General features: G+C 42.1%; 19 protein-coding genes. 10 read left to right on the forward strand and 9 right to left on the reverse strand.

All coding sequences use genetic code 11. From position 1 onward, the window contains the following. Positions 1-204 precede the first annotated feature (204 nt). From sltY to PSF67_RS18815, 3 genes are all read right to left on the reverse strand, one after another. Complete coding sequence (sltY, locus tag PSF67_RS18805) at positions 205-2,118, reverse strand: murein transglycosylase (RefSeq protein WP_210848853.1); 1,914 nt, start codon at positions 2,116-2,118, stop codon at positions 205-207. A gap of 222 nt (positions 2,119-2,340) precedes the next feature. Continuing rightward, on the reverse strand, positions 2,341-2,646 hold the full coding sequence (locus PSF67_RS18810; RefSeq protein WP_094962743.1) for a HigA family addiction module antitoxin: 306 nt from the start codon (positions 2,644-2,646) through the stop codon (positions 2,341-2,343). A gap of 14 nt (positions 2,647-2,660) precedes the next feature. Next, positions 2,661-2,942, reverse strand: coding sequence for a type II toxin-antitoxin system RelE/ParE family toxin (locus PSF67_RS18815; RefSeq protein ID WP_102138953.1), 282 nt, complete (start codon positions 2,940-2,942; stop codon positions 2,661-2,663). Positions 2,943-3,165: 223 nt separating this feature from the next. Between PSF67_RS18815 and ettA the strand changes: the two genes are divergently transcribed. Further along, the gene (gene ettA, locus PSF67_RS18820) at positions 3,166-4,833 is read left to right on the forward strand and encodes an energy-dependent translational throttle protein EttA (protein ID WP_004914750.1); all 1,668 of its coding nucleotides are present in this window, start codon (positions 3,166-3,168) and stop codon (positions 4,831-4,833) included. 185 nt (positions 4,834-5,018) lie between these two features. Here the strand turns inward: ettA and nadR are convergent, their stop codons facing one another. The 3 genes from nadR to serB all read right to left on the reverse strand — a co-directional run bounded on the left by nadR (position 5,019) and on the right by serB (position 8,862). Further along, on the reverse strand, positions 5,019-6,254 hold the full coding sequence (gene nadR, locus PSF67_RS18825; RefSeq protein WP_102138952.1) for a multifunctional transcriptional regulator/nicotinamide-nucleotide adenylyltransferase/ribosylnicotinamide kinase NadR: 1,236 nt from the start codon (positions 6,252-6,254) through the stop codon (positions 5,019-5,021). Positions 6,255-6,282: 28 nt separating this feature from the next. Continuing rightward, positions 6,283-7,668, reverse strand: a complete 1,386-nt coding sequence (gene radA / locus PSF67_RS18830) for a DNA repair protein RadA (protein ID WP_213912982.1) — start codon at positions 7,666-7,668, stop codon at positions 6,283-6,285. A 216-nt stretch (positions 7,669-7,884) separates the two neighbouring features. Then, positions 7,885-8,862, reverse strand: a complete 978-nt coding sequence (gene serB / locus PSF67_RS18835) for a phosphoserine phosphatase (protein WP_102138950.1) — start codon at positions 8,860-8,862, stop codon at positions 7,885-7,887. Between the two features lie 314 nt (positions 8,863-9,176). Here serB and PSF67_RS18840 point away from each other — a divergent pair, with 314 nt between their 5' ends. Then, positions 9,177-9,950: an AhpA/YtjB family protein gene (locus PSF67_RS18840; RefSeq protein ID WP_102138949.1), complete on the forward strand. Its 774-nt coding sequence runs from the start codon at positions 9,177-9,179 to the stop codon at positions 9,948-9,950. Positions 9,951-9,976: 26 nt separating this feature from the next. Here PSF67_RS18840 and PSF67_RS18845 read toward each other — a convergent pair whose 3' ends face one another. Further along, positions 9,977-10,759 (reverse strand): energy transducer TonB, encoded by a 783-nt coding sequence (locus PSF67_RS18845; protein WP_272530951.1) that lies wholly within the window; start codon positions 10,757-10,759, stop codon positions 9,977-9,979. Between the two features lie 179 nt (positions 10,760-10,938). Between PSF67_RS18845 and PSF67_RS18850 the strand changes: the two genes are divergently transcribed. From PSF67_RS18850 to PSF67_RS18870, 5 genes are all read left to right on the forward strand, one after another. Continuing rightward, positions 10,939-11,475, forward strand: coding sequence for an RNA polymerase sigma factor (locus tag PSF67_RS18850; protein ID WP_102139067.1), 537 nt, complete (start codon positions 10,939-10,941; stop codon positions 11,473-11,475). Continuing rightward, positions 11,475-12,461 carry a FecR family protein gene (locus PSF67_RS18855; protein WP_272677459.1) on the forward strand — a complete coding sequence of 329 codons (987 nt, stop codon included), beginning with the start codon at positions 11,475-11,477 and terminating at the stop codon, positions 12,459-12,461. Before PSF67_RS18850 ends, PSF67_RS18855 begins: the two co-directional genes overlap by 1 nt. Before the next feature lie 117 nt (positions 12,462-12,578). Beyond that, on the forward strand, positions 12,579-15,344 hold the full coding sequence (locus PSF67_RS18860; RefSeq protein ID WP_272677460.1) for a secretin and TonB N-terminal domain-containing protein: 2,766 nt from the start codon (positions 12,579-12,581) through the stop codon (positions 15,342-15,344). 62 nt (positions 15,345-15,406) lie between these two features. Then, positions 15,407-17,113, forward strand: a complete 1,707-nt coding sequence (locus tag PSF67_RS18865) for an ABC transporter ATP-binding protein/permease (RefSeq protein WP_272677462.1) — start codon at positions 15,407-15,409, stop codon at positions 17,111-17,113. Further along, positions 17,103-19,892, forward strand: coding sequence for a M16 family metallopeptidase (locus tag PSF67_RS18870; protein ID WP_272677464.1), 2,790 nt, complete (start codon positions 17,103-17,105; stop codon positions 19,890-19,892). The genes PSF67_RS18865 and PSF67_RS18870 overlap by 11 nt, the downstream gene beginning before the upstream one ends. Before the next feature lie 69 nt (positions 19,893-19,961). Here the strand turns inward: PSF67_RS18870 and PSF67_RS18875 are convergent, their stop codons facing one another. Then, positions 19,962-21,638 carry a hypothetical protein gene (locus PSF67_RS18875; RefSeq protein WP_272677466.1) on the reverse strand — a complete coding sequence of 559 codons (1,677 nt, stop codon included), beginning with the start codon at positions 21,636-21,638 and terminating at the stop codon, positions 19,962-19,964. A gap of 360 nt (positions 21,639-21,998) precedes the next feature. On the opposite strand from PSF67_RS18875, the gene PSF67_RS18880 reads away from it, so the two are divergent. The 3 genes from PSF67_RS18880 to PSF67_RS22115 all read left to right on the forward strand — a co-directional run bounded on the left by PSF67_RS18880 (position 21,999) and on the right by PSF67_RS22115 (position 22,945). After that, complete coding sequence (locus PSF67_RS18880) at positions 21,999-22,493, forward strand: GNAT family N-acetyltransferase (protein WP_272677486.1); 495 nt, start codon at positions 21,999-22,001, stop codon at positions 22,491-22,493. 84 nt (positions 22,494-22,577) lie between these two features. Further along, a complete protein-coding gene (locus PSF67_RS18885; protein ID WP_102138942.1) occupies positions 22,578-22,766 on the forward strand; it encodes a type II toxin-antitoxin system CcdA family antitoxin in 189 nt (62 codons plus the stop codon). After that, positions 22,766-22,945 carry a CcdB family protein gene (locus tag PSF67_RS22115; protein WP_369128068.1) on the forward strand — a complete coding sequence of 60 codons (180 nt, stop codon included), beginning with the start codon at positions 22,766-22,768 and terminating at the stop codon, positions 22,943-22,945. The genes PSF67_RS18885 and PSF67_RS22115 overlap by 1 nt, the downstream gene beginning before the upstream one ends. A 209-nt stretch (positions 22,946-23,154) precedes the next feature. Here PSF67_RS22115 and deoD read toward each other — a convergent pair whose 3' ends face one another. Further along, complete coding sequence (gene deoD / locus PSF67_RS18890; protein ID WP_004914779.1) at positions 23,155-23,871, reverse strand: purine-nucleoside phosphorylase; 717 nt, start codon at positions 23,869-23,871, stop codon at positions 23,155-23,157. Between the last annotated feature and the right edge of the window lie 90 nt (positions 23,872-23,961).

The following is a 23,961-nucleotide window of genomic DNA, read 5'->3' on the forward strand; positions in this document are numbered from 1 at the left end:
CACTAGGAGCATACACAAGTATGTGACTAGGGCTTACATACGAAGCCCCTATAAATCGAAATATAATGAAGATGAATACTCAAAATAGTTCGGATTGTAGGTAGGCGGCAAGTGATGCTAAGCCCTAGGAGCATACACAAGTATGTGACTAGGGTTAGCGAACGTAGCCAACACCCCTACAATTCGAAATATGAAGAGTATTTATTAGTATTTCATATTCCACTCATTAGGAAGCAATATCTTACTATTTTTCTGCCCCATAAAGTGCCTATAGAATAAGTCATACGACAACACATTTTTCACATAACCGCGAGTTTCTGAGAACGGAATACTTTCAACAAATGCGACCGCATCAATGCGCCCCCCGCTGTTACCTAACCAGCGAGTCACACGGGATGGGCCTGCATTATAAGCCGCACTAGCTAAAATACGGTTATTACCAAATTGCTGATAAACATCTTCCAAATAAGCTGTTCCTAGCTCAATATTGGTTGTCGGGTTAGTCAGTTGGCTCGTATTCACATAATTAATACCCTGCTTCTGTGCGGTATGTTTTGCTGTTGCAGGCATCAACTGCATCAAACCTGTCGCTCCAACCGGTGAACGAGCCTGTGGATTCCACGCACTTTCTTGGCGAGCGATCGCCATTGCATAACTCTTTTGAATATCTTTCGACTTGGTATATAGATTGAATTCTTTGTCCCACGCTAATGGGAAACGCTCTTCTAGGTGATCCCAAAGTTTGGCTGTGATGGTCGCTTGGACACTGAGATCTGCCCATTTATGATCAAACGCATAACGCGCCAATTGCTCTTGCTGGTTTGCTGGCAGCGATGCCACTAAACTCACCCACTCAGAACGGGCAAGGTTATCCATTTCCCAGTACATTAACTCACGAACACGTTGCACTTCAGGCAATTGATCAATACTTGAATCAGGCTTAACCGCACTTTTTACATACACCGGATAGTCAATTTCTAGCACCTGTGCGGCCACCATTGGGTAGAAGCCGCGCTTCTCCGTTAATTGGCGAAGTAATGCCTCTCCTTCCGCTTTTTTGCCTGCATCAATTAACGTGATAGCCTGCCAATACTGCCACTCTTCTTTATTTTTGACATCTGCTGGCAAGCGTTTTAGCCATGACGCAACACCGGTTTTATCACCAGCTCCTAACGCTAAACGAACACGACGCTCTTTCAATGACGATGAATTACTTTCTTGAATAGTTTCATCACGCCATTGAGCCTGCTCTGGGGTCACATCTCCCATATATTGCCAAGCAACACTGTCTTTAAGTAACTGCTTTTCTGCCATATTCATTTTTTGGGCAGAACTGATGCTATTCAGTACTGTACGAGCCGCATCAGGGGATTGGCGTGCATAACGGCTAAAAGCCGCGATGGTGGCTTGACGAGTAAAATCTGTTGGCGTCATCGTTTTGGCGAATGTCACAACTGAGGCAGGGTCATTTTGTAATTTCACTAACGCATCACCAATCGTTTTATAGCTTGGCGGTAAGCGTTTAGCTAAATAACTCGCAATCGAGGTATTGCCCTCTTTTATGGCTAAGTTAATACGCTCAAGGGTCATCTCAGGGGTTAAATAACCCGCTTTTTCCCATTCGTTAAATAATTTATCACAGGCACTCGGCATTGAACGGCCATTTAACCAGGCTTTTTCTGCCCCTTGCCAAGCAACTTGCTTATTTCCCACCGCCCAATTAGCAAAATAAAAATTACATTGTGCTTCGGCAGGTTTTGGCGCTTCAGGGCTAAATTCAAGCAGCGATTTCCACTCTTGGCGGCGAGCTAGTTCGTTGACAAAGCGTGTTTTCAGGTTTTTAGCGACAGGCAAGGTTGGATAGGTATTAATAAACTCCTGAACTTGGCGAGGTGAAATAATATCTAAGTCTTGAGTTAGCTCACGATAAGCGAGATAAGGGTAAAGTGGATAATCATGCAAGGTCGGTAGCAAGCGCTCGACTTCATCCATTTTATTGGCATCCCATGCAACCTTAATTGCCTGATAACGCTCCCGTTGTGCCTGTAAGGAATCCGCCCATACGGTGCTGGAAACCAGCAACATTGTCACAGGTACTGCCGCTAACCAACCTTTCATATTCACTCGCTCCATCGCTAAACTAAAGTCAAAATACAGGAAAAGCCTTAACCTAAATATACCCCAAATAATTCGAGTTGCAGGTAGGCGACAAGCGCTGCAACTTGAAGGATCATGGATATATTAAACATATATCAATACTATGAATGCTACCGAAAGTTTTTATTTAGTAACAGCAGAGAGTTCTTGAATTTTTCGACTTTACAGTCTTTTACGTATCATTCAGCCCATGAATGACTTAAAACCTTCCCTCCGCGGAAATAAAGGTTTAATGGCGGGGCGTTTTTCCAAAGAAGCTTGCCAAAGTTCATACTGGGCTTGCATCTCAACCCACATTTCAGCACTGGTTCCGAGTGCCATTTCTAATCGTATCGCCATATCTGCCGAAATACCGCTATTACCGTTGAGAATACGCGAGAGAGTTGTACGTGTTACCTCCAATGCTTTTGCAGCTTCAGTGACTGAAATACCCTCTAAATATTCACGTAAAACGATACCCGGATGTACTGGATTATGCATTTTGCTCATTATGTTCACCTTACTTAATGATAATCTTGATAATCAACGAGAATGGCATCTTCACCCTCAAATTTAAATGTGAGTCGCCAGTTTCCATTCACTGATATTGCCCAATGATGCTGCAAATCTCCCCGTTTTAATTGATGGAGATTCCAACTTGGTGCAAACATATCTTGTGGTTTTTTAGCAACATTGAGCGCAGTCAGTTGTACCCGTAACTTTGTTATGTGCTTCGATTGAATACCAGACGTAATGCCCATTTTAAAAAAGTGTTCAATTCCTTTATGTTTAAAACTTTTTATCATGGCCAACTACATGTATAGCGTATAGACACACTATACACCCACGAATTAATAATAGAAAGTCATCAAGCTTGTATCACTGAGAGGGATGGATGATCTTCTGATGTTCAGGTATAGTTCTAGAAAATTATATAGCTGTTTATTAAATGCTTTTCAGCCTAAGCTTGTTAAAGCAAAAATAGACTAAAAAACTAAAATTCCCTTTACAAATCAAAAGGTAAATAAATTGGCTCAATACGTCTACAGTATGTATCGGGTTGGAAAAATTGTTCCACCGAAACGTCATATTTTAAAAAATATCTCTCTGAGCTTCTTTCCGGGGGCTAAGATCGGTGTTTTAGGTCTTAATGGTGCCGGTAAATCAACGTTACTGCGTATTATGGCGGGTATTGATACCGATATCGAAGGTGAAGCACGTCCACAACCAGGTCTGAAAATCGGCTATCTTCCGCAAGAACCGAAGCTAAACCTTGAGCACACCGTACGCGAAGCTGTTGAAGAAGCGGTTAGCGAAGTGAAAAATGCATTAACGCGCTTAGACGAAGTTTATGCGGCTTACGCGGAAGAAGGTGCAGACTTTGATAAACTCGCAAAAGAACAAGGCGAGTTAGAAGCGATTATTTCCGCGCAAGATGGCCATAACCTTGATAACCAACTGGAGCGTGCAGCAGATGCCCTACGCCTGCCAGCTTGGGATGCCAAAATCGAGAACCTTTCAGGGGGTGAACGCCGCCGTGTGGCAATTTGCCGTCTGCTATTAGAAAAACCAGACATGTTACTGCTCGATGAGCCAACCAACCACTTGGATGCCGAGTCTGTTGCTTGGTTAGAGCGTTTCTTACACGACTACGAAGGGACTGTTGTGGCTATCACGCATGACCGTTACTTCTTAGATAACGTCGCGGGTTGGATCCTCGAACTTGACCGTGGTGAAGGTATTCCTTGGGAAGGCAACTACTCTTCTTGGCTTGAGCAAAAAGATGAACGTCTGGCGCAAGAAGCCTCTACAGAAGCCGCTCGTCGTAAATCTATCGAGAAAGAGCTTGAGTGGATCCGCCAAAATCCAAAAGGCCGTCAGGCTAAAGGTAAAGCGCGTCTTGCTCGTTTTGAAGAGCTTAATAGCGTGGAATATCAAAAACGTAATGAAACCAGCGAACTCTTTATTCCACCTGGACCGCGTTTAGGGGATAAAGTTATCGAGGTTGAAAACCTAAGTAAATCTTATGGTGACCGCGTTCTGATTGATAACCTGAATTTCTCCATTCCTAAAGGGGCGATTGTCGGGATCATCGGCCCTAACGGTGCGGGTAAATCCACCCTGTTCCGTATGATTTCAGGCCAAGAGCAACCGGACTCTGGCTCCATCACATTAGGCGATACTGTGAAAATTGCCTCTGTTGACCAGTTCCGTGATGCGATGGACGACAGCAAAACTGTCTGGGAAGAAATTTCCAACGGCCAAGACATCATGCGTATTGGTAACTTTGAAATTCCAAGCCGCGCTTACGTCGGTCGCTTTAACTTTAAAGGCGTAGACCAAGGTAAACGTGTTGGTGAGTTATCTGGTGGTGAACGCGGCCGTTTACACTTAGCCAAACTACTGCAAGTGGGCGGTAACGTCCTGTTACTCGATGAACCAACCAACGACCTCGACGTTGAAACTTTACGTGCGTTGGAAAACGCCCTGTTAGAGTTCCCGGGCTGTGCTATGGTTATTTCCCATGACCGTTGGTTCCTTGACCGTATTGCAACTCATATCATTGATTATCAAGACGAAGGTAATATTACGTTCTTCGAAGGTAACTTCTCTGAATATGAAGATTACAAAAAACGGACGTTAGGTGCGGAAGCACTTCAACCGCACCGGATGAAGTATAAGCGTATGACCAAATAATCCCTGTCATAATTTAGAATTATAGCGGTGTTGGCTGCTTTCGTGAGCCCTAGTCACATACTGGTGTATGCTCCTAGGGACTCACTCTCTTGCCGCCTACCTATAATTCAAATTATTTAAGGGATCGATATCATATAGATAGAATCAAAACGGCATCATTCGATGCCGTTTTTTATTGTGAGGCTTTATAAGTCATCCAACATCAATAGCTGCTGAACGAGGGTGACACACTCTAAGAAGCGCGTATCGTAATCAGAAGATTCTACACGGACAAACTCAATATTATTTTTCTTAAGCATTTCAATAAGTAAGTTTTGGAAAGCTTTCCTGTCTTTATCACTTCCTAAACTGCGTAACCCATCAGCCACCCAAGGGGTGTTGTTTTCCAAAACTATCACCAAATCGAATCGGTACTCATCAATCAGTGCCTGAACAAATGGGTGTTCTTTACCTTCATAGCGCAAACAGAAGGCTTGGGTCGTGACAAAGTCGGTATCAATAAATGCCACTTTATTGGCATATTTTACTGCAAAATCAATATACTGGGCATGCCCTAAAGCAATTTTGTCGTAATCAGAATATTGCAATGCCATCTCATCACCACCAAGGTGGCTAAATACGTAGTCACGGCCATATTCCCACGCACTGGATGTATTGAAAATATTGGCTAACTTATTGACTAGCGTCGATTTACCACTCGATTCACCGCCTAAAATCGCCACTTTACGCACAAAGAAGGGTTTCACTTCAGTTGGAATATATTCCCAATAACGAAATGGCGCTTGGCGAATTTGGTTACCACTGATATTCATAAACGTGCGCTCAGGGTCAATCAAAATGGTTTCGATACCTAAGTATTTTTTATAGCGCGGAGCGTCATTCGCTTCCCCTGAATAGATAAAACTCGGATTGATATTATGCTTTTTCAAAAAGCCTTTCATTCCGTCACTCCACACTTCCCAACCGTGTGGATAGGGCTCTATGCCGTTTTCATCAAACGAGTGAATATGAATATTTTTTTGATATTTAAAGGTTTGTAATAACCACCGTAAACGGTCGCTCACAGTGGGTTGTTGAGACATAGAACTGTTAACAAACAAGTCTTTATCACGAGGTTCATCATGGCAGAGAATGACGTGAAGTTCATCCACTTGGCTGCATGCTCGCTGAATCAAATAAATATGCCCAGTATGCAATGGATAAAATTTGCCAAATACCACACCGATCGTTTTTTGCTGATTTGGATATTCAAGGCCTAAAAAACGATGCAAAGCCGCTATTTTTTGTGCGCTGGGGCTCTTAATTTTGTCGTTAATTAACTGGCTGAGATAGCCTTTGGTCATATCTGTCGCATCCGCAACTTGCTGGAGCGTGTAACCCGCTCGTTTGATTGCGTTTTTGAGATAGTCAAATTCAGCCATGTATTTTCCTTTTACCTAAATTAAAAGCTTATAGTTCATCCAAAATACTTAATGCATCCGCTAATTTTTTTACGCCATACACTTTCATATCTGGCGGTGATTTTTTGGGCATATTCGCATGGGGTACAATGGCGCGTTTAAAACCGTGTTTTGCTGCTTCAGAGATACGTTCCTGCCCACTTGGTACAGGGCGAATTTCCCCTGCAAGCCCCACTTCACCAAATACAACCAGATCTCTAGGCAATGGACGATCACGAAAACTGGAAACCAAAGAAAGTAATAAGGCTAAATCCGCACTGGTTTCAGTCACTTTTACCCCACCCACGACGTTAACAAAAACGTCTTGGTCTGACATTTGCAAACCACCATGACGGTGTAATACGGCCAATAAAATGGCCAAACGGTTTTGCTCAAGCCCAACCGCAACACGCCGTGGGTTCGACATCATTGAATGGTCCACAAGCGCTTGGATTTCCACCAGCAAAGGCCGTGTTCCTTCCCAAACTACCATCACGGAGCTTCCTGAAGTAATTTCATCACCACGACTTAAAAAGATTGCCGAAGGGTTACTCACTTCTTTAAGCCCTTGTTCTGTCATGGCAAACACGCCTAATTCATTGACTGCACCGAAACGGTTTTTATGGCTACGCAAAGTACGGAAGCGATTATCTGCATCGCCATCTAACATGATAGAACAGTCAATACAGTGTTCGAGAACTTTTGGTCCCGCCAGTGAGCCATCTTTGGTGACGTGACCGACCATTATGATGGCAACACCACGCGTTTTGGCGAAGCGAGTGAGATAAGCCGCGGTTTCTCTCACTTGTGCCACACTCCCCGGTGATGATTGAATGTCAGCCATATGCATCACTTGGATGGAGTCAATCACCATCAGTTTGGGTTGTTCTTGCTCTGCGGTTAAGCAAATTTGCTCAATACTGGTTTCTGACAGCATATTGAGTGAGTCAGTCGGTAGCCCTAAACGGTGTGCTCGCATCGCCACTTGTTGAAGTGATTCTTCCCCTGTGACGTACAGGGTTTTCATTTCACGTGACAATAAGCACATGGTTTGCAGCAATAAGGTACTTTTACCGGCTCCCGGGTTCCCCCCAATGAGAATGGCACTGCCCGGTACGACTCCCCCACCGAGCACGCGGTCAAACTCTTTAAACCCAGTGGTAAAACGAGGGAGTTCTTCAAGGCTAATGTCAGATAATTTCTGAACTTTGCTCACACCAGCCGCATTCCCTGCATACCCCGTTAAGCGGTCAGTACGCGATGAAGAGCTTGTGGAGGCCAGGCGCACTTCTGTAATGGTATTCCATGCATGGCACGCACTGCATTGCCCTTGCCAACGTGGATAATCTGCCCCGCAATCATTACAGACAAACGCTCTTTTAACCCCTTTCGCCACAGCAAACTCCTCTTAAAATTATTCTGTATTACAACCGACGAACCACAGCACTCTAAATTTTCTTAAAATTTTGAATACTAATTTAGCTTAATATTCTAAATGGATGGTGTTGTAGCAAGGCGGCAAGTAAAGCTAAGCCCTAGGAGCATACATAAGTATGTGACTAGGGTTAGCGAGCGCGGCCAACACCGCCACAGCACGAAATATGAAGAATATTTAGCGTTCTTCGTGTTTGAGGCCCCCACTCAATACACACATCACCCCCATGAGATCTGCGTGACGAATAGCGACCTTCGCCCTTGCATACACCTTTGGTTTCGCATGATAAGCAATACCCAGCCCCGCTTTACGGATCATCTTCAGGTCATTTGCCCCATCACCGATGGCAACAGTTTGCTCGATTGGAATTTCCAGTTTTTCTGCCAGCTTAACCAAGGTTTGCGCTTTATATTTTGCATCCACAATTGGGCCTCTGACCTTGCCTGTTAGCTTACCGTTTTTCACTTCTAGCTGGTTCGCAACAGCAGCCACCAATTTAAGCCGTTGACGTAAATTATCAGCAAAGAAAGTAAAACCGCCGGATGCTATCGCAATGTGCCAATTCATCGCTTGTAATTTACGCACGAGGTTTGTTAAACCCGGCATCAAAGGCAGTGTTTCCATCACTTGGTCAAGAATAGCGGCATCTGCACCTTCAAGTAAGCTGACTCGCGCTCGTAGGCTTTCCGTAAAATCGAGCTCCCCTAGCATGGCTCTCTCAGTCACTTCAGCCACCTGCTCCCCCACTCCGGCTAAGCGAGCAATTTCATCGATACATTCAATTTGAATAGCTGTCGAGTCCATATCCATCAGTAATAGACCCGGTGAACGCAAACGTGGAATTTGCCCTAATGGCACGACATCTAATAAACATTCGTCAGCGAGTTTTTTAATTCGAGGGGTAATACTCCCGGCAATTCTGACCACTTGGTAGTCATCAATACGCCACGAGGAGACAATTACGATAGCGATCCCTAATCGCTGTTGGAAATTACTGATCCGCGCTTTATCTAAGCCACGACCATATAGTAACCACCCACTGTCACCTGCACGATAATCCAATGGCATCACTTCTTCACCGCTTAACGACAATGGCAACCCCGGCCATTTTTGGATTTCGTCGGGTAGATAACAATAGGTTAAGCTCGTTGACATGAAAATTAGCTCCTGTAATCGATATACTCGTCATACTTCAAGTTGTCTGGTTGTTGACTACGCTCAGCTAGCCGAATCACATACTTGTGTATGTTCATCGGACTATCTTCGTTTGTCGCCTACATACAACTCGAATTATTTAGAGTGTAACTTTTTTATAATGAGAGTTGCGAGCAGCCGAACGAAGCCACTATACTAAATTTTAAGGCTTTATGACCTTATGTATTTACTGTTAAAACGGAAGATAACCCTATATTCGCTGAAGTATAACGACACCTTTATACTCAAAATAAGTCGAGAGCACCAATAAAGCAATGAAACTTACCTTTAAGCTCCACAAAACAGTCATTATCGTTATCTGCGTTGCGCTGGTAACTTTACTCATGCATGGTATTTCTTATTTAGGAAATAGCCAAAACCAAGGCCGAATTGAGCAATTTAAACAATTGACCTATGTTCTTGCTAAGCAAGTCGCTTTCAGCTTATCTGATTATATTGTTCCCGGCAGTAAAGATTTTAATTTAGAACGAATTAATGCCAATTTAAATAACGTGGTAAAAGATAGGTATATTTTAGATGCCAGCATCTATACGGCCAGTGGCACACTGATCACTCAAGTCGGTGAGCCTGCAACAGTGAAAGAACGGCTCGCAATAGATGACAACTCATCACTGCAAAATTTTCAATACCAACTTGTCGTTCCCATCCAAGGCACAAAAGAGCCAAAAGGCTATTTACGTTTAACTATTGATACAGAGCTCCTTTCCGCTGAAATTCAACAAGCCGATAACAGCACCAATGTATTGCGAATTTTTATTCTACTCGCCTTATGTATTGGCTTCGTTTTAGCCAATACATTACTGCGTTTAAAGAAAAAGAAAGGCCACAAGCAAGCCCCACCGCTAGTCGTTAATACGGATGAAAATCAAGATGATAATGAAGACGATGAGAGTAATGAAGACGACAATCAAGGAAGCAAAGCGCCCCCGGCAACGAAGCCTGCACGTTTAAAACGAAAAAAAGAACAGCGGCCTTATCGCCCTAAGCGGCCTACCCCAAAAAACAAGCCCAATTCGTCTGATAAATAGCCCCCAAAAGGGCTATTCGGTTGAATTTAAATAGAGGTTGTGTCGAACACAATTGGCGCAACAAACTCGACTTGGCCATCGACCAACAATGTTTCTGGTGGCATAGGGAAAGGCGCTGCACGTGAAATTGTCGCCAATGCTTCTTTATCTAATATTTTTGTACCGGATGAATTCAATAAACTGGCGGCAATCACTTCACCCCGCCTATCCAAAATCACTTTGATATGAGAGACCCCTGTTGAACGGTAACGCAGTGCTGCACGCGGGTAGCGCTTAGTTTTGGCTATCCGCTGATGAACCTCACTTTGCCAACCTTGGTGCCCACTTACTGCCGCAGACGCATTACTGGAAAAATTCGCACTGCTGCTAGATTCACTTCCAGATGCAGGAGCGGAAGTCACCGTAGACTCCTGCGTGGTAACAGGGGCTTCTTCGATTACTCTTTTCTCTTGCGGAATTTTCTTTTTCGGTGGGCGTTTTTTTTCGCTAACTTTTGTTAACGTGCCATTATCTACGATCGCAGTCTCAGGTAATTTATCCACCTTTTCAACAACTTCAGGTAATGACTCCTCTCGCGTTGTCATCTGTTGTTTAGGTGCATGGTTAATTTCAGGCTCTGTCTGTTGTTCAAGCTGATAAACACCCAGCTGCAACGAGATTGCCGGAGGTAACACCCCAGTCTTCGGAATTGAAGAGGTAAACCACCCGATAAAAATGATTGCCAGTGTTCCATGGAAAAGACAACTTAAAACCAAACCGCCTAGTGGACGGAAAATCGGGCGCTCTAACTGGCCCGTCATACTGCTCATATTCTGCCTCACGACTTTATTTTTTGCAGATTATAGGCATAATACAAACAAAAATGATATTCATTATTATTAGTAAAAACACAATTATTAAAACAACTTATTGATTTAAATAATAAAGTAATCTGAGCAGATTATTAATCAGCACAATTGTGCTCTTTTATGACATTAACACCAGTAAAATGACTATTGATAAATCTCTTGCCCGTAAAATTAGCGGTGCGTATCAGTCAACATATAGCCAACTTGTGCGCTTTTTCCGCAATCGGCTAGATAACAGCAATGATGCTGATGATTTATCACAGGATGTGTTTACACTATGGCTAAACCGTAAAGAACAAACGCCTGTAAAAGAGAGCCGCGCTTACCTGTTTAAAATAGCGAATCATGTTTTGATTGACCATTGGCGACGTAACCAACGCCAAACTAGATCAGAAACATCCATTGATGATGTTACTCATGAGTCTCATTTTGAACAGAGCCAAGCTGATCCCAGTGAAATATTGGAACATCAGCAACGGATCCAACGGCTAAGCGAAGCACTTGAAACGTTGCCACCCCGTCGACGAGAAGCTTTTTTGCTTTATCGTTTTGATGGTTTATCTCAAAGTGAGATTGCTGAGCGAATGGAAATTTCAATCAGTATGGTGGAAAAACATATTGCAGCAGCACTTGTTCACTGTAAAAAACACCTTGATAATCAGGGCAATAATTTGTAATGACACACGACTCTTTGCAAACAGCAGATGATGAAAGTCGCATTGATGAAGAAGCTGCGCTGTGGTTTACCCGCATGCACAGCCAACGAATCAGTGCCCTTGAAACTGAGCAATTCAAACAATGGATTGCAGCGTCACCTGAACATGCAAGAGCTTATGATGCAATCGCTGGGCTATGGCGCGATTTTGATCACATGCCGCGCCCTGCTAGCACAACACTCCCCAAGGAAAAACGCCCTTTTTTTCGCTTATGGCGTCCTTTGGGCAATACCCTAGCGGCATTTTTCATTGCGGCTATTTTGTTTTTGCCATACAGCCACTTGCCTGCAATGTTGCTCAATAATATGACTTTAGTGGCAACGAATACGCCTAAAGAAGTCACATTGCCTGATGGCTCCCAGCTATTTCTCAACCGCAATACACGCATTCATGTTGCCTATGAAACCCCAGTACGTAACCTGTATCTAGAACAGGGAAATGTTTACTTCAAAGTCAAATCCAACCCTTATCGGCCTTTTGTTGTTCAAGCTGATAACCGACGTATTCAAGTGGTGGGGACAGAATTTGAAATTAACAAAGTGGCTCAGCAAGTTGCCGTGAATGTCAGCAAAGGCATTGTCAGTTTTGAAGATGCAGCAAGCAAACAGCCAGTATTTTTACTTGCCGGAGACAGCGCAGTCAGTCAATCACCAAATAGCCCAATCACTCGCCAACAAATCAACCCGCTAAATGTGGCTCGTTGGCGTTTTGGTGAGTTAATTTTTGTTGATAAACCGCTTTCAGAGGTACTCGACGAACTTAAAAACTATTCGTCGATAAATATCGAGCTTTCCCCCACTCAATTGGCGAAGAGTAAAATCTCAGGTCGCATCAATACTCATCAGCCAGAACAGTTTTTTCAGGCCCTTCCCTCTTTACTTCCCGTACAAGTTGTCTACCGAGACAAAAATAACGTATTGATTATTCAAAACAAAAAAAATAAATGAAAAATATTTTCATTTGCAGGTGAGGATAATTCTCATTTCACCCTCTTCTTAACTAGTCATCATTTTGCTGACCTATTTTCGCACACTTTTTGTGCAGCTTAAGAATAAGGGATATCCATGTCTATTCAGTTTACTCAAAGCCGATTAAGGCCGCTCGCCCTTGCTGTGGCGGTCAGTAGTGCTATTACTTGTCAAGTTGCCTTCGCGCAAGAAATGAATTTTTCATTACCAGAACAATCACTTGCTACCTCTGTCGCTGAAATTAGCCGCCAAGGGCAAATCCAATTGCTCTATGATAAAGGCCAATTAAGTGGCTTACGCGCACCTGCATTGTCTGGCAACTACTCCGCACAAACCGCATTACAAAAAATACTCATCGGTAGCGGATTAGAGTTAATCAATGAAAATGGGGTTTTCGTTATTCGTCAGCAAAATTTAAGCCAAGGCACATTGGTATTACCAGAAACCCAAGTCTCTGGCGTTGTTCAGAACCACCCCGCGACAGATGTGATATCAGCACCGCAATACGTGACGTCTGAAGAAATTAGCCAAAGAAATACGGGTGATGGCAATATTACGGATTTGATGAAAACTAACCCTGCTGTCCAATTTGCCAATAATGACAGCAACTCAATGAACCAAGGGGAAATCAAACCTTCCCGCATCTCAATTCATGGTTCAAGCAGTTACCAAAATGCCTATCGCCTTGATGGCGTAAGCTTTAACAACGATTTTGACCCTGCAGACAACGGTCTCGGTGAAACTTCAACCCGCCTGAGCAGTAGCGACCAAGGGATCTATATCGATAGCCGCCTTATCGACAGCATGACAGTGTATGACAATAACATTCCAGTCGAATTTGGCGGATTTACGGGGGGAACAGTGGAAGTCAATAGCCGTCGCTGGCAAGGGGAAAATAGCGCTCACGCCTATTACCGCTTAACCCGTTCCGGTTGGAATAATTTGTTCCACGATTCATCGCAAGGGATTGATACCACCAAAAATGATACCGCCAACCCAGCTCGTTTCCAAAACCACTATGATAAAAATGACTTTGGTGGCTGGTTTGAATTAGGGGTGAGTGAAAATTCAGGGTTAGTTTTCTCCGCTTCACGTCGTAGTTCGACGATCCCGATGACGCTCGCCAATGATGGTGCCGCAATGATAAATGGCGATGGCGAATTGGAAATGACAGACGGTCTAACTGGAAAAAAAGATCAAAAAAGGACTTCTGATAACTACTTTTTGAAATATACCATTGATCTCTCTGATAAAAGCTCCTTGGACCTTTCGGCAAACTATGCTGACTATGATAGCCGCTTATTTACTTCTACTATCATGAATTCAGGTTATGACAGCACACATAAAGGTTTAGGTTTTACAGGCGTTTTCAAACACCAATTTGAAGTTGGTCAGTTAGAGCTAACAGCAAGTACTCAGCAACTAAAAGATGAGCGAGCCAATGACCAAAACTATTATGTCGAAGTTCTCGCAATGGACTCTGACTATAACTGGGATAACCGGAAATACCTACGTAGTGGCGGACAAGGTGATTTAATCTCTGAACAAAATAGCCAAACAGCAAAAGCAGTTATGAGATTCACCTCAATGGAAGATGGCTTAGGTATTACGCATAACCCAACTATTGGTAGTGAGCTCAGCTATACTAAAGGGACATATAAACGAGATAGTGATTTTTATCGTTATAACTATTCAGGTGTCATTGATAAAAATGATTATTGGAATGGTCAACTTACTAATATCACTCGGTTCCAAGCTGGTAAGCACTCCGCAGATTATACTAACTACGCATTATTTCTCGATGACAACTTACAATATGGCAAATTGACACTGCGGCCTGGCATTCGTTTAGATCGTGATGACTTTGTGAGCCGCACAAATATTGCCCCTCGACTTTCCGGTTCATATGACATTTTCGGCGACAACTCAACGTTATTGATTGCGGGTGCTAACCGTTATTATGGACGTTCAATGCTAACCTATGCCTTATATGGTGCACAGAATGCAGGTATGCAAAACTGTAATTGGGGCTGTTCATTAGATCCAAGTTTAAATGATTGGGATAATAAAAAAGATTACGAAGGTATCGATTCACTAAAAACACCGTATAACGATGAACTTACCCTTGCTTTGCAACAAGAAATCCTTTCAACCACATGGCGTTTACAATATGTACACCGTGAAGGGTATGACGAAGTCAGAACTCGTACCAAATATGACACCCGTGATGCCGATAAACGCAGTATTCGCATGTATGACAATGGCGGTCGTAGCTCACACGATACGGTGACCCTTTCCGTTAATAACAGCCAACCTTGGGAGTGGGCAGAAGCTTCCCATGTCATGACAGCATCACTCACATGGCAACAAACTGAAAGTAATACACCAAAAGATTCTGGCTATAACTCATTCGATCCAGCCAATAAGGTTAACCTCAATAAGGTTTGGTATGACGGCAAAATTATTGACGCATCGAAATTGCCATCAACCAGCTTTAACTCTCCGTTCAAATTTAACTTAGAACTGACCAGTGTTTGGGACGATTATGATCTAACGTGGTACAACCGCTTACAATGGTGGGGGGCTCGAGACCAAGCAGTTCGCTACGACAACGCCTATGCTGTCGACCCTGAATATGGACAAGTGCGTAAGTACACCAAGCAGCATTTCTCCAGCAAATATACGTGGGATACCCGCTTAGGTTGGAAGCCTGACTTCGCCCATGGTTTTGGTTTCTCAGTCGAAGTGAACAATATTCTTAACAATAAAAATGTTGCTGACCGCTTTGTCTTTGAAGACCGTGTATTGAAGTCCTACGATCCGGGCCGTCAGTTCTGGTTACAAGTCAATTACGACCTGTAATTCCCAGCAATGTGAGCAATAAAACTCGTTAAACAATTAAAACAACAAATGAATAAAACGTCATGAAGACACTGAAACAATTTTTCTATTTAGTAAAACCTTTTTGGGGGCAGCGTGCTGCCCTTTTGTGCTGGATACTGCTGTTTGCCTCACTTGGGCTCACGTTGTCATCCGTCTGGTTCAACGTCAAAATGAACATGTGGAATGGGGATTTCTATAACGCCCTACAAAAACTCGACGGCCAAGCGCTGTATGGCTTATTGCAATACTTTGTTGTCTTAGTCAGTGGGCTGATATTTGTCGTTGTTATGGGTAATTACCTAAAACAAATGCTCATTATCCGCTGGCGCAAAGGCATGACTGAGCAAGTACTCCGCCGTTGGTTATCGCCCAACAGCAAACATTACCTCTTAAGATTAACGTCTCAAGAACCCGATAACCCAGACCAACGTATCGCTGAAGATATCCGTTTACTGATTGAATCAACATTAAATTTAGTGGTGACATTCCTCCACTCAATGCTAACGCTGATTTCATTTGCCGCCATTCTTTGGACATTGTCTGGCAGCCTGTCGTTTAATTTTGCCGATAGCGACTGGACCATCCCCGGTTATATGTTCTGGGCTTGTATCATCTACACCCTCATTGGTATTGCGCTTACCCAATGGATAGGTTTTCCGCTACGTCGCTTGCATATGGATAAACAGCGCCGCGAAGCGGATTACCGTAGCTCGCTAATTAATTGCCGCCAACACGGTGATGCCATTGCGGGGCAGCGTGGCGAAACCCAAGACAGAAAAGAGCTAATGGGGCGATTTGGAGAAATCATCGCCAACTGGAATCGCTTGATCCGCTGTGAACGAAATTTATCTTTCTATACAGTGGGTTACCAGCAAGTTACCGCTTTAGCGCCTGTATTACTCGCACTGCCTAAATTCCTTGCGGGTGAAATTATGTTAGGTGGATTAATGCAGCTACGCCAAGCTTTTACCAGTGTTGCCACTTCACTGGGCTGGTTTATTTTTGCTTATAAAGAAATTGCCGCATGGCAAGCAACAGTATCGCGTTTATATAATTTTGTGGTTTTATTGGAAAACGATAACAAAGCCGTGGTGACTATCGACGAAAAATCGCCACTTCTGGTCGCTAAATTGTCCGTTTCTACTGCTGACAACCGCTGCTTAATTAATTCCGTGAATATAACCGCCAAACAAGGCGAACTAACCTTGATTAGTGGCCGTTCTGGTGTTGGTAAATCGACTTTATTACGCACACTCAGCGGGCATTGGCCTTTCTTCAACGGGACTATCAGCCGAACAGAAAAAGTCATGTGGATCCCACAGCGCCTCTATTTACCCATTAGTCGGCTTGATAGCTTATTGGCTTATCCCAAAGCGGCGTCCCAATTCAGCCAACGAGATTTTCAATATGCCTTGACGTTAGTCGGTTTAGAAAAGCTGCATCATCAATTAGCACTCGAAACCGATTGGAATAACCGTTTATCTGGCGGAGAACAGCAGCGCATTATGTTTGCGCGTTTATTACTCAACCGGCCAAAACTGCTTTTATTAGACGAAACGACCTCAGCCCTTGATGAAACTAGCGCACTAGAGCTGCTCGCTTTATTGAAAGCTGAATTACATGATAGCGCCATTGTTTTGGTTAGCCATCAGAGCTTCGTGACTCAATTTGCGGAACAACACATATTACTCGTGGAACCTGCGAGTGAAAAATTCTTAAATACAGGAACGCCTGAATATGCTTCGTAAAATTACCTTTGCCACACTGATTGGTATTCTGCTCGGTGGCTGCGCAGGCAGCACATCTGTGAGCAAAAATTCAACTTCACTATTACCCGTACGCGGTGACCTTCAGCACTATCAACTCGAAAATGGGCTGCAAGTTTACCTTCTACAACGTAATCAACCCGGGGTTGAACTGCGTTTATTGGTCAGTAGCGGTTCATTACAAGAAAATGAACAACAGCTTGGTCTCGCGCACTTTACTGAACATATGGCGTTTAAAGGCACCAAACATTTTCCGGGAACAACGGGGTTCAAACAGCTTGAACACCAAGGGCTTAAACTCGGTAGCCATGTGAATGCCATTACGAGTTTAAATTCCACGCTATATAAATTATCACTCCCTGAGGCTACAGCAGCACAAGTCGCCACTGGCTTACAGGTAATGGCAGATTGGGCGTCAAATATGACATTTGACCAAGAAGCCTTTGAAAAAGAACGCCCTGTGATTGTCGAAGAGTGGCGCTTACGCCAAGGGATGGGCTATCGCATCAACGATAGTTTAGAAAAATTACGTTACCACGGTAGCCGTTATGTCGATCGCAACCCCATTGGTTCATTAGATGTGGTACGTAATGCCCCGATTGAGCAGGCAAAAGATTATTATCAAACATGGTACCAACCTCAGCGGATGTCACTATTGATTATTGGTGACTTCAATAGCTCATCAGTACGCAGTCAGGTTGATAATTTATTTGCACTCCCTAAGCCCGAAAAAGTGGCAGAAGATAACCCGCAATGGAAGCAATTTGCCCATTCAACCAATATGTTAGTGCAAGGTGTGTTTGATAAAGAGCAAGGGGCGCGTTATGTGCAATTCGCCTTACAAAAAGATGTTAGCGCACCGCTAAATACACGCTTAGGGCAGTCAGACGATTTACTGGATAACCTCTGGTTAGCCATTTTAAATCAACGTTTTTCCGTTATGGTGGATAACGGTATTTTGCCGTCAATTAGCATCAATGAACAAGGGGCAATGTTAGATAACCAGCGCTTACAACAGTTGATGATTATCCACCCGAAAGGTAATGATTACCAAGGTGCCACCGAGATTTTATTCACAGAGCTACAGCGCCTTGCCACTGAGCCAGTTACCCAAGAAGAACTTGATTCAGCAAAGCAAGCGATGTTGAAGAAATTCAGCCTGCAAGCCGCTTCAGAGCAACGTTATAGTAATGAATATTTAGCAGGACAGCTGACAACCGCGCTTGAATATGACATGCCAATGTGGAACAAACGCCAACAGTTAGATAACAGCTACCAATTGATGAAATCCGTTAAGCCACAGGACTTACAACAGCATGTCGCTAAATTCCTACAAACCGCGTCCCCACGTTTAGCATTAATTGGCCCCGATACTGATGCCGCGGCAATTGATAAATCGGCATTTAATCAACAATGGCTTAAAATACGCCAAAGCACACTGGGGCCATTTACACTGCGCTCCAAAGCAATTCAATTGCAATTACCTCAATCCATAAAAGGTAGTATTGTTGAGCAATCTAAGCTCCCCGTTGAAAAAACGGAACATTGGACACTAAGTAATGGTATTCAGGTAATTGTTAAAACAGATAAAAACCTGAAAGATGACATTCAATTTAACTTGCAATTACCGGGCGGCCGCTCGTTAGAAACGCTGCAAACGGCAGGTTTAACCGACTGGGCATTAAAATTACCGGAAAGCAGCGGTTATGGAAACTACAGCGCTCGCGATCTGGCTCTGCTGGCAAAGCAAAACCAAATTAGCGTTCGCCCATACAGTGAATTGCTCACGCATGGTTTTCGTGGGAAAACCCCTGCCGATAACCTCGAAACGGCTCTACAGCTACTCAACTTGAAGCTAACAGCGCCGCAATTTAGTGGTGAAAAGTTAGAGCAACAAAAACAATCGTTTGCTTTAAACTTATCCAAAACCCCCGTAGAACGCACGTTCCTTGATAATATCAATCAAGAAAGCTATACCCATGGTGAATTTTTAGTGATCAATCCACAGGGTAGCTGGCAACAATTTACGGCTCAGCAGTTACAACAAGCCAACCGTCAATTACTCACCTCAACAGCAGATATGACACTGGTCATTACAGGTGCAATGAATAGCCGTGAGCTAAAACCGCTGTTAGAGCAATGGGTTGCATCACTGCCACAAAGTAACCAAAAGCTGGTATCCCGCGACCAAGGGATCATGCCCAAAATGGCCAGCTTTAATAAAACTTATCCCATCAGCAGCAGCGATAAAAGCATGGTAAGCATTCAATTCGCTTCACCTGCAGTGTGGAACCAGCAAGACAGCTTAGCGATTCAACTTATTGATACCATTGTGAGTCAGCGTTTGCGCGGTGAATTACGTGAAAAAGCCAGCGGCATTTATGCATTAGGCTTCTCGCAGATGTTAGCGAAAAAACCGCAACCTTATTACCTCGCTCGCTTGAATTTCACCACCTCACCTGAACGAGCTGAAGAAATGACGCAAATCGCCCAAAAAACGATTGGACAAATTCGTCAAACAGGTGTGAGTGAAAAAGAGCTAACCGAAGCGAAAAATATTTGGCTAACAGAGAACTCACAAGTGACGGATAGTTCAAGCTATTGGACTGAGGCTCTAGCGCAGATTGCCAGCGATGATGAGCAATATCAGCGTTTAAACCAAGAGCAAGATATTATTCGCCAGTTAACGGTTGAAGATATTAACCGCTTGGCTCGTCAATACTTAGGGCAAAATTCAAAAGTATTTATGATGACGCCTTGATATGAGTAAAAATTAGCCCGTAAATACAACGGGCTAATTTGTCTATTTTCACATAAATAAAATTAACCATTAATTTTTGGAAAATAGCCTTCGTATATTATTAATCATTCGACTGAATACATGTGAAATTATTTTTTTTAAACTCATATCCTTCATTAACTCTTCTGGATCTCTATTTTTTTCAGGTTCCAATAACTCTATCTTACTTGCAACACTGAATTTTTCATTTCCCTTCAATTCGTTCACTCTATCCATTGAATAAACGTTTATGAAATTATTAACCTTATCAGCAATGTTTTTATGAGTATAACGTGATACTTTTCGTATTAACTCGGATGAAGACTCAAAAATATCTTCAATTGGTTCTTTTTTCAAGTAATCTATAATTGCCATTTTAAATTCATTGTATTTACGTGGTGTAATATCCTGTAATGAACTCACGGAATTTATGGCACACCAGATTCGCTCCATCGGAACTTTATTTTCTCTAATATATAATTCATTTCTGTCTAAAAATTTATTGATAATATTATTTATTTTTTCACAAACCAATTTATTGTCGTATTTTTTTAGTATTTTCTGTGCATCGAACATTTCTTTTTCAAATAGATAGGGGGTTTCACTTGACTTTAATTTATTAAATCTCGCCTTAATTTTAGACTCAATCAAGCTTAATGACTTATCCGAGATTCCATTAAAAGGCACTTTAATTTTAATCGCTTCCTCTATCGTATGACTAGCAAGAATCTTTTGAAATTTAGGTTCTTTTTCACTTGGTTCAGGCTGACTTAATTTATTTTTTCTTATTGAAAGTCCATTGACCATACTATTTATTTTATCAGTAACTACCGCAATATTCAGTTTATCAACCCGCCCTTTACAGTGCTCCATCTTTTCTATAGATTCATTATTTATAGAATTACTTTCTATTGGCACAATTTTTTTTAGTTCTTGATTAGATAAATCACTATTGTATACATTGGAAGCAAGCCCTTGCTCCAAAGTACCTGCTTTTTTTGTTTTGTCACTTACCTCATTCTGTATCATTGTTTCTTCTGATGTTACTGCTATATTTCCTTGACTCCCTGGGAGCTTTTCTTTATCAGGTCGAGAAGTTTCAGCGTTCTGCTGAACTAACTGAGTATTTGAACCTACAGAATATTGATATTGATCTTTAGTTTCGATATACGGAGCTAAAACTTTGTTTATCATTTCATAAACAGTTTTACTTCTACAGCTTAATGCTAAAACTTGAGCTTCAAGCAATGTTGATTTAAACTCTTCATTCGACATTGTTTTTTTTGCATTTTTTAGTATTTCATCAATCTTTTTAATTGACTTCTCATCAATAGATTTATTTTTCACTTTGAGTGAAATAGCTTCGCATAATGAATGATTTTTGGTATTAATAGCTTTTGATTTTTTAATTAAACTCGAGTAATCCTTATTATCATTCGGTCTTAACGTTTTTGCCTGTTTAATAATAACACCTCGGATGCCATCGCAAAAATCTTGAGAATTAAAACCATGAAGAGATTTATTTATATTACCTATTATTTTATAATATTTTTTAGCATCAACCTGAACACTAACTTTCGAAATATTACTATGGAAACAATCCTTCAACAATACATCAGCACTATCTATCAATTGATACCTAGAACAATAATCAATTATTTTATTAGTTAAATCAATTCCACTTCGGGAATAATCAATTTTCCCATAACAGGATTTTTCAGCACCCATGACTTCCCCTTAATTTACAATCATTAATAAAACCATTTTATCTCAATAAATTATGAACCTCATCTGCGATAGGATAATCACTACTTAAATCATTTTTATTTATATTGAACAAATCAAAAAATGCCAATTACAAACATTGAAAGTTAAATTCTAGAATACGCATTCAGACATAATCCTAAATTAATTTAAACTAAATTACTCATAATAGTATAAGCTTCTATTTATTTTTTATATCAAATAGCGATTGCAAAACACTCAATTTATTCCATCGTTTTTATGTGATAACTCTTATATCTCATTGACATAATATGTTTTTGATGTGATTAATATATTCTAGAAACGACAATGATGAGAAAAGTAATGAACAACGTAACCATCCGCAGAGCAACGCTGGACGATGTACCAGCCATCACTAAAATGCACGCTGACTATTCTGCGTATGCCAACACCTTACAACTGCCTTACCCAACAGAAAAAACATGGGAAGCTCGCCTCGGGGAAAATGATCCTCTCGTCACCCAGTTTGTTGCCACCATTGGTGAGGAAGTTGTCGGTTTGCTTGTAATTAGCCAACCAAGCCAAGTGCGTCGTCGCCATGTCGCCACCTTCGGCATTACCGTTAGTGAAGCCCACCAAGGCAAAGGCATTGGCTCACAACTGATGCAAGTGATGGTGGATTACTGCGATAACTGGTTGAATGTACATCGCATAGAACTAGAAGTGTTTGCAGCAAATGGCAGTGGCGTTGGGCTGTATGAAAAGTTTGGCTTTGAACTAGAAGGCCGTATGAGAGATTATGCATTTCGTGATGGACAATATGTTGATGCAGTGATGATGAGTCGGATAAAAAGTTAGTCTTAAAAAGACCATGGTAGTTGCCAGCATAGTGGTGCTACCTTAAAGTAATCTCCATCTTATCCACTTAATCTAAGGTAGCCCATGAAAACGCAAAATAATTTCACTGAGACGCAAAATAAGGCAAACCTACAACAAGATTTCCCCCTTGCTATCAAACAAAGCTCTGACGCCAAATGGAAAGAAAAAAATAGAACAAACATTGATAACTTTAATGAATTTGAACAACAAGCAGGGCTATTTACTGATGATCATGAGTATGGGGTGATTTAATGCCTCAATATGCTGTTTATCGTAATAAATCAATCAGGTCGAAAGACCAATATCCTTATCTTATTGATATCCAAAATGACCTACTGAGTGACTATCACTCACGTGTTATCATGCCTATATCGCCATTATCGCATAACAATTCACAAGTTAAGGCTCTAACCCCCTGTGGTTTATATTAATGGTATTCACCATGTAATTATCACTAAATCCATAACCACTATTTCCATTAATAAACTTAAGCCACGTGACCTCGTCTGTATCATCCCGAATGTTCATGCAAAAATTATTTCGGCTGTTGACATGATCATTTCGGGGATTTAGAGTTTTTATTTCACAAAAAATGCCACTCAATCGGTGGCATTTATAGCATAATGAAAACATCTAACGATTATTTATCGCCTAACAACACTGAATCCAGTGCAATCTCAATCATCTCATTGAACGTGGTTTGACGTTCTTCTGACGTAGTTTGTTCGCCAGTTTTGATATGGTCAGAAACGGTACAAATCGTTAATGCACGCGCACCAAACTCAGCCGCAACACCATAGATACCCGCAGCTTCCATTTCAACGCCCAGAATGCCGTATTTTTCCATCACTTTGAACATATCAGGGTCTGGTGAGTAGAATAGGTCTGCTGAGAACAGGTTACCCACACGGACATTCACGTTTCTCGCTTTTGCCGCTTCAACCGCATTATGGACTAAGTCATAGTCTGCAATCGCTGCAAAATCATTTTCTTTAAAGCGTTGACGGTTAACACGTGAATCAGTACAAGCGCCCATACCAATCACAACATCACGCAATTTCACGTCATCCATAACTGCGCCACATGAACCCACACGAATAATCACTTTTACACCGAAGTCAGTGATCAGCTCTTTCGCGTAAATAGAGCACGAAGGGATCCCCATGCCGTGACCCATTACAGAAATTTTACGACCTTTATAAGTCCCTGTAAAACCTAACATGCCACGCACATTATTGACTTGGCGAACATCCTGAAGGAAAGTTTCAGCGATGTATTTTGCACGTAATGGGTCGCCTGGCATCAGAACGACATCAGCGAAATCACCCATTTCTGCATTAATATGTGGAGTTGCCATGATTATTTCCCTTTAAATGATTAAATATTTTTAAGTTAATAAGGTGGTTTCCCACCTTATTATTAAAAAAGTATGACGGCAAAGCCTTGC

Origin of the sequence: Providencia sp. PROV076 (assembly GCF_028483405.1) — a bacterium.
Lineage (GTDB): Bacteria > Pseudomonadota > Gammaproteobacteria > Enterobacterales > Enterobacteriaceae > Providencia > Providencia huaxiensis.